Source organism: Paenarthrobacter nitroguajacolicus (assembly GCF_007786235.1).
GTDB lineage: Bacteria > Actinomycetota > Actinomycetes > Actinomycetales > Micrococcaceae > Arthrobacter > Arthrobacter nitroguajacolicus_A.
This window is the reverse complement of the sequence record NZ_VNFK01000026.1, coordinates 1-13,725: the sequence shown is the minus strand read 5'-3', so window position 1 is coordinate 13,725 and position 13,725 is coordinate 1. Positions and strand designations below refer to the sequence as shown.

The following is a 13,725-nucleotide window of genomic DNA, read 5'->3' as shown; positions in this document are numbered from 1 at the left end:
AGTCACGGCGGTACGTCAGCAGCTAAGGGTCGACGCCGGCCGGGTCGTTTGGCGCCGGTCGTCGGCAAAGCGCGTAAGCAGTTGCAGAACGCCCTGGCCGCTGCCGGTTATCCATCACGTGTGCTCGTGGCGTGCAGCGGGGGGCCGGACTCTTTGGCGCTCGCAGCAGTTGCCGCCTACTTTGCCCGGCGCGGGCACGTGGACGGGCATCCGGTGGCAGTGGCCGCCGTGGTGGTTGACCATCAGCTGCAGGTCGGGTCGGCGGACGTCGCTTCGCATACTGCGTCTGTGCTGCGCCAGCTGGGAATCGATCCCGTGGAAGTGCGCACTGTGGACGTTGCTTCCACAGGATTTGGGCCTGAAGCTGCTGCCCGGGACGCCCGCCACGCCGCATTGGAGTCTGCCGCTGACGACCTCGCATGTGAGGCGATCCTGCTGGGCCACACCCTGGATGACCAGGCGGAGCAAGTGCTCTTGGGGCTGGCCCGCGGTTCCGGAACGCGCTCGCTGGCCGGTATGAGGCCAGCCCGCGGACGCCTGCTCCGCCCCTTCCTGGGCCTCCGACGCGAGGAGACCCTGGAAATCTGCGAGGTTGAGGAACTGGACCCCTGGCACGATCCGAGCAATGCCGATCCTGCGTTCGCCCGCTCCAGGACCCGCGTGGAAGTCATGCCGGTTCTGGAGGAAAAGCTCGGGCCGGGCGTCGCTGAGTCGCTGGCACGGACCGCCGCGATCCTCCAGCAGGATGCAGATTTCCTTGAGGATTTGGCCAACGAGACCTATCTCTCACTTGTGCAGAGGGAAGCCGGTGGCGCCTGGTTGCCGGAGGACGCCGTCCGGGAGCTGCCCGCAGCACTGAGGTTCCGTGTGATCGCCAAGGCGGCCGCCGACGTCGGGGGTCAACAGCCCGGTTACGGGCGCCTCCAAGCTGCGGAAGCGCTGCTTCGACGCCAAGGGTCGGCCGGACCGGTGGAGCTACCCGGCCACGTCAGCGTGTACCGCCTATCCCTCAGCGATTTGGAGCAGCAGCGGACCGTTTCCACAGGTGCTCCGGAGGCCGATGCGACCGGTGAATCAACGGGGGCCGGTCCCCGTGAAGCCGCGCGCTGTGGGAAGCTAGTATTCCGGCATCAGAAACCGTCCCAACAGTAGCCGCACCCGAGCATCAAAACAGGAGCCATTGGTGGATTCAAACGACGTCCAGGCAGATCTCAAGCACGTTCTTTACACCAAAGAGCAGATCCAGACGCGCATCGCGGAACTCGCGGCGCAGATCGACAAGGACTACGAAGGCCGCGACATCCTTATTGTCGGTGTGCTCAAGGGTGCCGTCATGGTCATGGCTGACCTCGCGCGTGCGCTGCACAGCCACGTCAGCATGGACTGGATGGCTGTCTCGTCCTACGGCTCCGGCACCCAGTCTTCCGGCGTGGTCCGGATCCTCAAGGACCTCGATACCGACCTCATGGGCAAAGACGTGCTCATCGTGGAGGACATCATCGACTCCGGTCTGACCCTGTCCTGGCTCAAGTCCAACCTTGAGTCCCGAGGCACTGCCAGCGTCGAAATCTGCACGGCTTTCCGCAAGCCGACCGCCGCCAAGGTGGAAATCGACGTCAAGTACGTCGGCTATGACATCCCCAACGAATTCGTGGTGGGTTACGGCCTGGACTACGCCGAGAAGTACCGCAACCTGGACTTCGTGGGCACCTTGGCTCCGCACGTTTACGAGTAAACTTCCTGCGCTTTTCGCCGCACCGCTTTCCGCCGCACCGCTTTCCGCCGTTCGCCCCAGTAACCACTGGTGGGCGTGGCGGGAGTCGGTGCGGCATTCGCGTTTAAGGGGTGCCCTGCCTGAGGGCCCGGAGCTAGACTGAACCATGACCGGTGCCCCTGCCCGTCTCCTGGCGTGGCTCGCCGTCCTTGCCACCCTCCTCACGGCCTGCACTCCAGCGGTCGATATTGACGAGGCCACCGGCCAGCCGACCACTACCTCCTCGGCGATGCCAAGCGCACCCTCCGCTGGCACATCACAGGCCCCGAGCCAGGCACCCGTCGCCGCACCTCCGCCCGCCCAGGCTCCGCAGCCTGCCCCGCCGCCCGCCCTGCCCCTTGTGCCGGAGGCGTTCGCCCTCAACCTCTACCAAGAGGGGGACTTCGTTCCGCAGTACACCTTCGATTGGTGTGTGGCCGCGAGCATCCAGATGGCGCACAACCTCATTGACGACACCGGTGGCGGTTCCTGGGCTGCTCCTGCGCAACAGAGTGAGTTGTGGGAGATGGCGCGGGCGCGGTCGTCCAATTCATTCAACGGTGCCAACCCACGCGGCTGGGCGCAGGTGTTGACCGAGGTGGGTATGGGCCCGTATTCCGTGGTCAGCATCGCCAACTACGAGGACACGCTTCAGGCGGCTTCGCGTGCCATCGCCCAGACAGGCCGGCCTGTTGGCCTGGTCATGTGGAGCGGCCGTCACGCTTGGGTGATGAGTGGCTTCGAGTCGATCGGTGATCCTGCCCTTTTTCCGGAGTTCCAGGTCACCGGCATCCGCGTCCTTGACCCGCTGTACCCGCACGGAAGCGGGCAGTGGGGGCCCTCACCTGAACCCAACAGCCTGCTGACCCCGGAACAGTTGGCCCAGCAATTCGTAGTCCGCGAGCCTCGACGCTGGAGCACGGACCTGCCTACCGGCTACCTGCTGGTGCTCCCTGTTGCCGCGGCCTGACGAGTTACCTCCCACGAAAAGGGACCGCCGCTGGCCATTGGAGCAACAAACCCTGTCCTGACGCGCCGGACGCGAGTATCCTGTGTACGCCCAGAGGGAACTTTTGGACTTTCCAGTGCGTGAATTACTGGGAACGGTGTATAGCTTGAAACTGAAGCAGCACCACTCGCGCGCAGAAGTTGCGCCTTGCAGCACTACCAGGAGGGACGGGGCAAAACCCCGATCAGATGAAAGCTAAGAGTTTCTTCAAGGGCCCGGGCATCTGGATTGTTGTCGTCGTTGGCTTGCTCCTGGTGGCATTCGCAACACTGGCTCCGGGCGGTTCCACGCGCATTGACACCAAGGACGGCCTCGATCTCCTTTCCCAGAGCGGGAAGGTTGAGCAGGCCAAGATTTTCGACGCCGAGAATCGCGTTGACCTGGTGCTCAAGGACAACCTGAATTTGGACGGCCAGGACAAGGGCAAGAACGTTCAGTTCTTCTATGTCACGGACCGCGGCCCGGATGTGGTGAAGGCTGTTACCAGTGCCAACCCTGACAAGGGCTTCACCGACCAACCGATCGAGAACAACTGGTTCTCCGGCCTGTTCTCTCTGCTCATCCCCGTGCTGCTGCTTGGTGTCCTGTTCTGGTTCCTGCTTTCCCGCATGCAGGGTGGCGGCTCCAAGGTGATGCAGTTCGGCAAGTCCAAGGCCAAGCTGGTCAACAAGGACATGCCGCAGGTGACCTTCTCCGACGTCGCCGGTGCCGACGAAGCCGTGGAAGAGCTCCAGGAAATCAAGGAGTTCCTCCAGGAACCGGCCAAGTTCCAGGCCGTCGGTGCCAAGATTCCCAAGGGCGTGCTGCTCTACGGCCCTCCAGGTACCGGTAAGACGCTGCTTGCCCGTGCTGTTGCGGGCGAAGCCGGCGTACCCTTCTTCTCCATCTCCGGCTCGGACTTCGTTGAAATGTTCGTCGGTGTTGGTGCTTCCCGCGTCCGCGACCTCTTTGAGCAGGCCAAGGCGAGCTCACCGGCCATCATCTTCGTTGATGAAATCGACGCCGTGGGCCGTCATCGTGGCGCCGGTATCGGCGGCGGTAACGACGAGCGCGAACAGACCCTGAACCAACTCCTCGTGGAGATGGACGGCTTCGACGTCAAGACCAACGTCATCCTCATCGCGGCCACCAACCGCCCGGACGTCCTGGACCCCGCTCTGCTGCGCCCGGGCCGTTTCGACCGCCAGATCACCGTGGAAGCCCCGGACATGATCGGCCGCGAACAGATCCTCAACGTTCACGCCAAGGGCAAGCCCATGGCCCCCGGCATCGACCTCAGGGGTGTGGCCAAGAAGACCCCCGGTTACACTGGCGCTGACCTGGCCAACGTCCTGAATGAGGCCGCGCTGCTGACCGCGCGGTCCAACGCCAACCTTATTGACGACCGGGCGCTGGACGAGGCAATCGACCGTGTCATGGCCGGCCCGCAGAAGCGCAGCCGCGTCATGAAGGAACTTGAGCGCAAGATCACCGCGTACCACGAAGGTGGCCACGCACTGGTTGCCGCTGCCCTGCGTAACTCCGCACCGGTCACCAAGATCACCATCCTTCCCCGTGGCCGTGCGCTGGGCTACACCATGGTGATTCCCGAGGACGACAAGTACTCGGTGACCCGTAACGAACTGCTGGACCAGATGGCCTACGCCATGGGTGGTCGCGTCGCAGAGGAGATCGTGTTCCACGATCCCTCCACCGGTGCCTCCAACGATATCGAGAAGGCCACCTCCACGGCCCGGAAGATGGTCACCCAGTACGGTATGAGCGAACGCGTCGGTGCGGTGAAGTTGGGCCAGGGCGGCGGCGAGCCGTTCCTCGGCCGCGACGCCGCGCAGGAGCGCAACTTCTCGGACCAGATCGCCTACGTCGTGGACGAGGAAGTTCGTCGCCTGATCGACCAGGCGCACGACGAGGCCTACGCCATCCTCACGGAAAACCGCGACGTCCTGGACCGCCTGGCACTGGAATTGCTGGAACGCGAAACCTTGAACCAGGCCGAGATCGCCGAGATTTTCCACGACATCCGGAAGCGCGACTTCCGCGAGATCTGGCTGTCCAAGGAATCCCGTCCCGTGCAGTCGATTCCACCTGTGGAGAGCCGCGCCGAGAAGGCTGAGCGCGAAGCCCAGGAGGAAGCCAAGAAGGCCCGCTTGGACGAGCCCTTGGACGTGGTGGCTCCGCATGCACAGGGGGTCAGCAGCCAGGATTCCTTCCAGGCCCCGCATCCCGACGGCGGCAACGACCACCCGCATCACGGCTAAGCTTTCTGCTGTGACTCATTTCGACGACGACGACGACCTCGCCGCCGCCCACGGCTCCGCCGCGGGCTCCAAGCACGGCCACAAAGTGGATCGACCACGCATTGAAGCGGCTGTCCGCGAGATCCTCCTGGCAATAGGCGAAGATCCTGACCGTGGAGGCCTCCAGGACACGCCCAAGCGCGTGGCCAAGGCCTACGCAGAGGTCTTCGCGGGGCTGCACCAGCACCCTGCGGATGTCCTCTCCACCACGTTCGACCTCGACCACGAAGAGCTTGTCCTGGTGAAGGACATTCCCTTCTACTCGACGTGCGAGCACCACCTGGTGCCGTTCCACGGAGTCGCGCACGTCGGTTACATTCCGTCACATGACGGAAAGGTGACCGGCCTCAGCAAGCTGGCGCGACTGGTCGATATCTATGCCCGCCGACCCCAGGTGCAGGAGCGCCTCACCACGCAGATCGTGGAGGCGCTCGTGAAGCACCTCAACCCGCGCGGGGCGATTGTCGTCGTCGAATGTGAACACATGTGTATGTCCATGCGCGGCATCCGCAAGCCCGGCGCGAAGACCGTCACCAGCGCGGTGCGCGGTCAACTCCATGACCCGGCCACCCGCGCCGAGGCCATGAGCCTCATACTCGGAAGGTAAGCATTATGGACTCCCTCGCTGCAGCACCCGGAACCGGCCCGGCCACAAGCCCGCTGCCGGTTCTCCGCAAGCCGCGGCCCGCGGCAAGGTTCGAGGACCTGCCCACGGACCGCACGCTCGTCATGGGAATCCTCAACGTCACCCCGGATTCCTTCAGCGACGGCGGCACCCACCGCACCCCGGACACCGCTATCGCGCTGGGCCTGCGGATGTTCTACGCCGGCGCTGACATCATCGACGTCGGAGGCGAATCCACCCGCTCCGGCGCCGAGCCCGTTTCGCCGGAAGAAGAACAGCGCCGCGTCCTTCCGGTCATCCAGGCACTGGTCAAGGCCGGCGCGCTGGTCAGCATCGACACCATGCATACGTCCACTGCTGCTGCCGCTGTGGAGGCCGGTGCTGCCATCATCAACGATGTTTCCGGCCTCACGATTGAACCGGACATGCCTGAGCTCGTGGCGCGCACCAAGGTTCCGTACATCCTTACGCACCGCCGTGGCGACGCCCTGACCATGGATAGCCTCACGGATTACGAGAACGTCACCGAGGACGTCGTCGCAGAGCTCAGCGGCGTCCGTGACAAGCTGTACGCAGCGGGCGTTGCGCCGGAGCAGATCATCGTCGATCCCGGCGTCGGCTTCTCCAAGAACGAGGACCAGAACTGGGAAATCCTGAAGAACCTGGACCACCTCTTTGGCCTCGGCCACAAAGTGATGGTGGCTGCTTCCCGTAAGCGCTTCCTTGGTTCGCTCCTCACCGTGGCCGGTAAGTCGGCCGCGCCTTTGGAACGCGACGCCGCCACTGCCGCCATTACCGCTTTGAGCGCCGCCAAGGGTGCTTGGGCTGTTCGCGTTCACGACGTCGGTCCCAGCCTTGACGCCGTCAAGGTCGCCGCCCGTATCGCCCGCTGATAGGAAAACGCTGTGGACAGGATCACGCTGACCGGCGTCACCGCCGTCGGTTATCACGGAGTGTTCGATTTCGAACGCCGTGACGGCCAACCATTCGTGGTGGACGCAGTGCTGTACACGGATTTCACCAAGGCTGCCGAGACTGACGACCTCCAGTACACGGCGCACTATGGCGAAGTGGCTGAACTGATCACCAAACACATCGAGGGTGAGCCCCTGAACCTCATCGAGGCCTTGGCCGTCAGGATCGCCGAGGGCATCCTCGAGAACTACAGTGTTGCCGCCGTCGATGTCACCGTCCACAAGCCCAAGGCCCCCATCGAGGTGCCGTTTGGCGACGTCACCGTCAGCGTTCACAGGGAGCGGTCATGACGTCCGGCTACACCAAGGCCATCCTGGCGCTTGGCAGCAACCTGGGGGAGCGGAATGACACGCTGTCCACGGCTGTGGCCGACCTCGTCGACCCGCCGGAGGTACGTCTCCTGGGCGTCTCGCCGGTGGTGCAAACCAAGGCGGTCGGCGGGCCGGAAGGCCAGCCCGATTTCCTGAACATGGTCATGGCTGTCGAGACCACACTTACTCCGTTGGAGCTCCTGAAGCACTGCAACGACGTCGAAGCGAAGCACCACCGCACGCGGGAAGTCAGGTGGGGTCCCCGGACGCTTGATGTGGACATCGTGGTTTTCGGAGATGTCGTCAGCGACGATCCCATCCTCACCCTCCCGCACCCCAGGGCGGCAGAGCGTGCTTTCGTGCTGTACCCGTGGTCCCTGCTGGAGCCTCACGCGCACTTGAACGGCCAGAGCGTTACCGAACTGGCCGCCGTCGCCGCTGACATGCCGGACATTCGCCGTTTCGACGGCTACGGTGACGTCGCCGGTGTGCCGGCGACGGGAGCAGTGGAGTAGCCATGAAAGCAATGCGCCCCGTGGTTCTGGTGCTCATCGCCGTCATCGCTGCCGTGATCGGCTGGTTGGCCACGGCCACCACAAACCGCTTCAGCATGCCCACACCGGTCCTGCCGGTCTCCGCGCTGATCACCATGGGCGTCATCGTCGGGCTCACACTGGTCATGGGCATCCGTGTCCTTCGCTGGCGGAACGGCAAGAAGAAGAACATGCTGAACCCGATCCTGGCTGCACGGACGTTGATCCTGGCCCAGGCCTGCGCTTACGCCGGGACGCTTCTCCTTGGCTGGCATGCCGGGATTTCGTTGGACCTTCTCCGGATCGGCAGCTTGCGTGGCGGTGAAGGCATCTTGTGGAACGCCTTGTTGATGGGCGGCGGCGGTGTGGTGATGGTGGTCGTTGGATTGGTTGTGGAACGGTTCTGCCGGATCCCTCCGGAAGACTTTGAAGGCGGTACCGCCGGACCGGAACCCCGTCGCGGCGAAACCAAAGGTGAAGGCGAGTATGCATACCGAGGCGATTGACCCTCCCGGCGTTCAGTGGCTGCGGGTATCCCCCAAATACGTCACCGTTCGCTTGGTGGAGTGGGCCATCGGCAACGTCTTGATGGTGGCTGTCCTCAGCTTGCCGCTTATTTTCGTGTTGCTGGGCTGGTGGCGTTGGCCTCCCTTATGGCTCGCCATCACGGTTCCGGCGGTGATGCTGGTTCTGGCCCTGTGGCGGCTCGTGCTGATCCCGCGCCAAGTGCGCGCCATCGGGTACGCGGAACGCGACGACGACCTCCTCATCCGTCGTGGCATCTTCTTCCAGCGCACCATGGTGGTTCCGTACGGACGAATGCAGTACGTGGACGTTGCTGTTGGCCCCGTTGAGCGTGGCCTGGGACTTTGCACCCTCAAGCTCCACACAGCTTCGGCTGGAACCAACGCGCATCTCCCAGGACTTCCCGCCGAGGAAGGCGCACGCTTGCGCGAACAGCTTTCGGCTCGCGGAGAAGCCAGGCTGGCCGGGCTGTGAGCCCGCAGGACAGTGCGGCGGTGAGCCTCCCCGACAAAAAGGTCGACGGCGGCTGGAACCGCGTCCATCCCGCGTCACCGTTTGTCCGGGGCTGGGTGGCGCTGGCCGCCGTCGGGTTCTTCTTTGGCCGCGACGCCTTCGAGCGCATGCTGCAGGGACGCGACTTCCTGGACCCGAACCTGAACGGCCGGGTGCCGTGGCTTTTGGCCGGCGGAGCCGTGGTGCTGCTCCTGACGGTGGGCGGGTTCATCCTGAGCTGGTACTTCACGCGCTACCAAGTGGCCGAAGGGTACGTCCGCGTCAACACGGGCTTCCTGTTCAAGCAGCAGCGGCAGGCCCGCCTGGACCGTGTCCAGGCCATCGACATCGTGCAGCCTCTTCTGGCGCGGATCTTCGGACTGGCTGAACTCAAGTTTGAAGTGGCCGACGCCGGTGAGTCTGCGGTGCGGTTGGCTTACCTTCCGCTCGACCAAGCCAAGCAGTTGCGCGCCACCATCCTGGCGCGCGCGGCTGGCGTGGTCAGCGGTCCCGAAGCGACCGAGGAAGTCCCCGAAGCTCCGGAGCATGTTGTGTTGTCGGTGCCACCGGGTCGTCTCATCGGTTCGCTGCTCCTGAGCGAGCAAACCATCGGTATCCTGGTCGGCGCCGCGGTGGTGGTTGCGGTTTCGGTCTTTACGCAGAACCAGACTCTGTTCCTGGCTCTGATTCCCGGCATCCTTGGCATCGGCGCCGCGTACTGGACGTCCTTCAACAAGGGTTACAACTTCACAGCCGCTATCTCCCCGGACGGTATCCGCCTTCGATACGGTCTCCTGGATACCCAGGCACAGACCCTCCCGCCGGGACGTATTCAAGCACTCATGGTGACGCAGCCGCCCCTCTGGAGGATTTTCGGCTGGTACCGGATGCACGTCAATGTGGCGGGGTACGGCGTTTCGGCCAGCACTGAAGGTGCGGCCCGAACCATGTTGCTTCCTGTTGGCTTGAAACCCGATGTCATGCGGATGATGTCCTTGGTGCTGCCGGATCCGGGTGTGGAGGACCCGGAAAGGGTGTTCACCGCCGGGCTTGAGGGGTTGGCGCCGGTGGGCTCGTCCAACCCGGCCCCGGACGAACAGGTTCCGGATGTCCAAACTGATGGCTTCACCACCACCCCGCGTCGCGCCCGGTTGTTGGCCCCGCTTGGCTGGCGACGCAATGGGTTCCGCGCTACCCGAACTGCTCTGCTGATCCGGTCGGGACGCTGGTGGCGGGCGTTGGTGATGGTTCCGCATCAGCGGACACAGTCCATGGCCCTGCATCAAGGCCCATGGGCACGGCGCTTCGGGGTGGCCGATCTTGTCCTCCACACCACGGCAGGCCCTGTGTCTCCCCGCGTGTTCCAAGCCGGCGTCAGCCAGGCCGTGGAGCTCTTCGACCAGCAGGCAGCCCGTGCCCGCGAGGCGAGGAAACGGCAAACCAGCGAGCAGTGGCTGGCGCAGGTAGCGCCACAGGCTCCGGAAGTGGCGGCCGCAGCGGAGCTTGGGAAACCAGCGGAGCTTGGGAAACCAGTGCAGCCCGAACAACACCAGACTTCAACCCACCAGGAGGACCGCCACGATGGCTAGGCCAGGACGACTCGGAGTCGGCATCATCGGCGCAGGCAAGGTGGGTTCCGTCCTCGGTGCCGCTTTGCGCGGAGCCGAGCACGCCGTCGTCGGAGTTTCTGCGGTGTCCGAGGCGAGCCGTGAGCGGGCCGAGACGCTGCTGCCCGGTGTGCCGATCCTCGAAATCCAGGACATTGTTGAGCGTGCCGAGCTCGTTCTGCTGGCCGTCCCTGACGATTCCCTTGGCGAGCTGGTCGCAGGTCTGGCCAAGCTGGGAGCCTGGCAGCCCGGCCAACTGGTGGCACATACGTCAGGCCGGTTCGGCGTCGGGATCCTCAACCCGGTCCGCGCGGTTGGCGCGATTCCGTTGGCGCTGCACCCGGCCATGACCTTCACCGGCATGAGTCTGGACCTGACCCGCCTCATGGATTGCACCTTCGGAGTCACGGCGGATGCCGCCATGCTGCCCATCGCGCAGGCGCTGGTGGTTGAGATGGGTGCCGAGCCGGTAGTGATTGCCGAGGGTGACCGCACGCTTTACCACGCAGCCCTCGCGCACAGCTCAAACCACATGGTCACGCTGGTGGCGCAGGCGTCGCAGATGCTCCGGGAGATCGGCGTCGAAAACCCGGAAACCATGCTTGGTCCGCTGCTGCGTGCCACCCTGGAAAATGCCCTCGCGTCCGGCGAATCTGCGTTGACCGGTCCCGTGGCGCGCGGCGATGTGGGTACTGTTTCCGCTCACGCCCAGGCGTTGCAGGAATACGACGGCGGTGCAGGCGGCGATGTCCTCGCGGCCTACCAGGCCATGGCGCGGGCCACTGCACGCCGGGCAGGCAACCGAGGCCTGCTGCGCCCGGAACAACTGAATGAGATCGACGATGCCTTGGGGGCCCACCCCAAGTCGCCGGAAGGACACTGAACAGCATGGCCATCAAACTCGTGACCACTGCGGCGGAATTGCGCGCCGAGAGCGCCAGGCTCCTGGCAGCCAAGGGTGGAAGTTCGCAAGGTTTGGTACCCACCATGGGCGCCCTGCACTCGGGCCACGCGGCACTTGCGCGGACCGCCGTCGCTGAGAACGACGTCGTGGTAGCCACCATCTTCGTTAACCCGCTGCAGTTCGGCGACGCTGTGGACCTTGACCGCTACCCGCGCACGCTCGACGCCGACATGGCCCTGCTTGACGCCGAAGGCGTTGACCTCGTGTTCGCACCTTCCGTGGACGAGGTGTACCCGGGCGGCCAGCCCCTGGTGCGGGTGACCTCCGGGCCGCTGGGCGAGAAGTGGGAAGGCGCCTCACGCCCCGGACACTTCGACGGCGCGCTAACCGTGGTCGCCAAACTGCTGCACTATGGACTACCCGGAGGTGCTGCGGCGGATGGTACGACGGCGGCCTACCGGGCTTACTTCGGCCAGAAGGATGCGCAGCAATTGGCCTTGGTGAAGCGCATGGTCTCGGACCTGAATTTCCCTGTGGAGATCGTTCCTGTGCCGATCGTACGCAGCGATGACGGCTTGGCGCTTTCGAGCCGCAATCGGTTCCTGTCGGATGAGGAGCGCGAAGCGGCGTTGGTGTTGTCGCGGGCTTTGCGCCTTATTGAGTCCCGCGCCACAGCGCATGAACCGCTGGATCTGGATTCCGCCGTCGCGCTTGTTGAATCCCAACCGTTGGTGGAACTGGACTACTTCGACGTCGTGGATCCCACAACGCTGGAACCGCTCGCAGAGAACTGCAAGGAGACGCCCTTCCGCGGCGAAGGCCTGGCAATCGTTGCCGCTAAAGTAGGGCCGGTTCGGCTCATCGATAACGCTCCGTTGTTCTCCTAACGTTTGGAATTTTCCTGCTGACGGGAATTGGATGGGCGCTTAGACTGTTTTAGTCTTCACCGGCACAGCTCGCCGGACACCAAATCCAACCCTTGGGGAACCCTCATGTCTACCGACGTCACGTCCGACGCCAACGGCAAACCTGAATCCGGCGCGCCCACTTCCGGTGCCGTCACCGTAACCGAGGCAGGGCGCCCACAGGCCCCTGTGTCGGGGAAGATGTCCCGCGAATCCGTGACTGTCATCGTGACGTTGCTGGTGGCCACCTTCGTGGTCATCCTCAACGAAACCATCATGAACGTCGCGCTCCAGCGGCTCATGACGGACCTGCAGGTCAGCGCTTCCACCGTCCAATGGCTCGCCACCGGCTTCATGCTCACCATGGCAGTGGTTATTCCTACCACCGGGTTCATCCTGCAGAGGATGAGTACCCGCGGGGCCTTCATGCTCGCCATGGGACTTTTCAGCGGCGGAACCTTGTTGGCTGCCTTGGCGCCGGGATTCCTGGTGCTCCTGCTGGCACGCATCGTCCAGGCCGGCGGTACGGCCATCATGCTGCCGCTGCTGATGACCACCATCCTCACCCTGGTACCCATGTCCAAGCGTGGCGCCGTCATGGGCAACGTCAGCATTGCCATTTCCGTGGCGCCCGCCATGGGCCCAACCGTTTCCGGCATCATCCTGGACCACTTCTCGTGGCGTTTCATGTTCGTGTTCGTGCTGCCGGTGGCCCTTGCAGCCTTCGCCATTGGCGCCAAGTACCTCACCAACGTTGGTGAACGCGAAAAGACCACCCTTGACGTCGCATCCGTGATCCTGACGGTGCCGGCCTTCGGTGGCTTGGTCTACGGCTTGAGCCAGATCGGTGGCACGGACGCGGGCATCGTTCCAGTGATCGCTCTGGTGGTTGGAATCCTGTGCCTGGCACTGTTCGTCTTCCGGCAGCTCAAGCTCCAGAAGTCCGATGCCCCGTTGCTTGACCTCCGTGCCTTCAAGTTCCGCATGTTCACTGTGTCAACGCTGCTGATGGTGGTAGCCATGATGGCGTTGTTCGGTGGCGTGATCCTGCTGCCTCTGTACCTCCAGAACACCTTGCACCTTCAGCCGCTGGAGACCGGACTTGCTTTGCTGCCGGGCGGGTTGGCCATGGGCTTGCTGGGCCCGGTCATCGGCCGGATCTTCGACAAGGTTGGCCCCTTGCCGCTGACGGTATCCGGTTCCGTCCTCATGGTCCTGACGCTGTGGCAGTTCTCCCGGTTGGATGAGGGCAGTGCGCTCGGTTGGGTGATTGCACTCCACGTGACGTTGAGCCTTGGCTTGGCCCTGCTGTTTACGCCGGCGTTCACCACGGGGCTGAACCCGCTGCCCCCGCACCTCTACTCGCATGGTTCGGCCATCATCAGCACCGCGCAGCAGGTTTCGGGAGCAGCTGGAACTGCGCTGCTGGTCTCCATCTACGCTGTGGTCTCGGCTTCTTCTGGGCTCGTTGCCGGTATGCAGGCAGCGTTCCTCGCCGCCACCATCATTGCCGTCGCCGCAGTGGTGCTCGGTGCCATGATGCGCAAGACCGAGGGCGCCGGAGGCCACGGGGGTCACTGACGGCCGCTAGCCGCAGCCCCCTACCGACGCTCTCTCACCTAATCGCCGTTTTTGGCGGACGCTCTCTCACGTATTTGCCGTTTTCGGGCGACGCTCTCTCACTTTGGTGGGGGAGCGTTGCTGTTTTTTGGGGGTGGTGGGTGTTCGACGGCGGTGGTTTGGGTGGTGTGATGGGCTTCACTGCTGGTTGTTGGGGTGTTTTTGGGTT

The 13,725-nt window shown here is 64.1% G+C and carries 14 protein-coding genes; all 14 read left to right on the top strand.

Translation table 11 applies throughout. The annotated features are described in order from the left end of the window. Positions 1-81 precede the first annotated feature (81 nt). The 14 genes from tilS (at position 82) to FQP90_RS21605 (ending at position 13,517) form a co-directional block, all read left to right on the top strand. On the top strand, positions 82-1,152 hold the full coding sequence (gene tilS, locus FQP90_RS21670; RefSeq protein WP_144653171.1) for a tRNA lysidine(34) synthetase TilS: 1,071 nt from the start codon (positions 82-84) through the stop codon (positions 1,150-1,152). A 31-nt stretch (positions 1,153-1,183) separates the two neighbouring features. After that, the gene (gene hpt / locus FQP90_RS21665; RefSeq protein ID WP_011772910.1) at positions 1,184-1,735 is read left to right on the top strand and encodes a hypoxanthine phosphoribosyltransferase; all 552 of its coding nucleotides are present in this window, start codon (positions 1,184-1,186) and stop codon (positions 1,733-1,735) included. Between the two features lie 145 nt (positions 1,736-1,880). Beyond that, the gene (locus FQP90_RS21660) at positions 1,881-2,723 is read left to right on the top strand and encodes a hypothetical protein (protein ID WP_144653135.1); all 843 of its coding nucleotides are present in this window, start codon (positions 1,881-1,883) and stop codon (positions 2,721-2,723) included. Between the two features lie 227 nt (positions 2,724-2,950). After that, a complete protein-coding gene (gene ftsH, locus FQP90_RS21655) occupies positions 2,951-5,020 on the top strand; it encodes an ATP-dependent zinc metalloprotease FtsH (protein WP_144653134.1) in 2,070 nt (689 codons plus the stop codon). A gap of 10 nt (positions 5,021-5,030) precedes the next feature. Continuing rightward, on the top strand, positions 5,031-5,666 hold the full coding sequence (gene folE, locus FQP90_RS21650; protein WP_090822646.1) for a GTP cyclohydrolase I FolE: 636 nt from the start codon (positions 5,031-5,033) through the stop codon (positions 5,664-5,666). A gap of 5 nt (positions 5,667-5,671) precedes the next feature. Beyond that, entirely contained in the window at positions 5,672-6,577 is a 906-nt protein-coding gene (gene folP, locus FQP90_RS21645) for a dihydropteroate synthase (RefSeq protein ID WP_144653133.1), read from the top strand. 12 nt (positions 6,578-6,589) lie between these two features. After that, the gene (gene folB / locus FQP90_RS21640; RefSeq protein ID WP_144653132.1) at positions 6,590-6,949 is read left to right on the top strand and encodes a dihydroneopterin aldolase; all 360 of its coding nucleotides are present in this window, start codon (positions 6,590-6,592) and stop codon (positions 6,947-6,949) included. Beyond that, on the top strand, positions 6,946-7,485 hold the full coding sequence (gene folK, locus FQP90_RS21635) for a 2-amino-4-hydroxy-6-hydroxymethyldihydropteridine diphosphokinase (protein WP_144653131.1): 540 nt from the start codon (positions 6,946-6,948) through the stop codon (positions 7,483-7,485). Before folB ends, folK begins: the two co-directional genes overlap by 4 nt. Positions 7,486-7,487: 2 nt before the next feature. Beyond that, positions 7,488-8,009, top strand: a complete 522-nt coding sequence (locus tag FQP90_RS21630; protein ID WP_144653130.1) for a DUF3180 domain-containing protein — start codon at positions 7,488-7,490, stop codon at positions 8,007-8,009. Beyond that, the gene (locus FQP90_RS21625; protein WP_144653129.1) at positions 7,990-8,502 is read left to right on the top strand and encodes a PH domain-containing protein; all 513 of its coding nucleotides are present in this window, start codon (positions 7,990-7,992) and stop codon (positions 8,500-8,502) included. The genes FQP90_RS21630 and FQP90_RS21625 overlap by 20 nt, the downstream gene beginning before the upstream one ends. Before the next feature lie 20 nt (positions 8,503-8,522). After that, on the top strand, positions 8,523-10,109 hold the full coding sequence (locus FQP90_RS21620; protein ID WP_439898664.1) for a PH domain-containing protein: 1,587 nt from the start codon (positions 8,523-8,525) through the stop codon (positions 10,107-10,109). Beyond that, positions 10,102-11,010 (top strand): Rossmann-like and DUF2520 domain-containing protein, encoded by a 909-nt coding sequence (locus FQP90_RS21615; protein ID WP_144653127.1) that lies wholly within the window; start codon positions 10,102-10,104, stop codon positions 11,008-11,010. Before FQP90_RS21620 ends, FQP90_RS21615 begins: the two co-directional genes overlap by 8 nt. A 5-nt stretch (positions 11,011-11,015) precedes the next feature. Then, complete coding sequence (gene panC / locus FQP90_RS21610) at positions 11,016-11,918, top strand: pantoate--beta-alanine ligase (protein WP_144653126.1); 903 nt, start codon at positions 11,016-11,018, stop codon at positions 11,916-11,918. A gap of 105 nt (positions 11,919-12,023) precedes the next feature. Beyond that, the gene (locus FQP90_RS21605; protein ID WP_144653125.1) at positions 12,024-13,517 is read left to right on the top strand and encodes a DHA2 family efflux MFS transporter permease subunit; all 1,494 of its coding nucleotides are present in this window, start codon (positions 12,024-12,026) and stop codon (positions 13,515-13,517) included. The last annotated feature ends 208 nt before the right edge of the window (positions 13,518-13,725 follow it).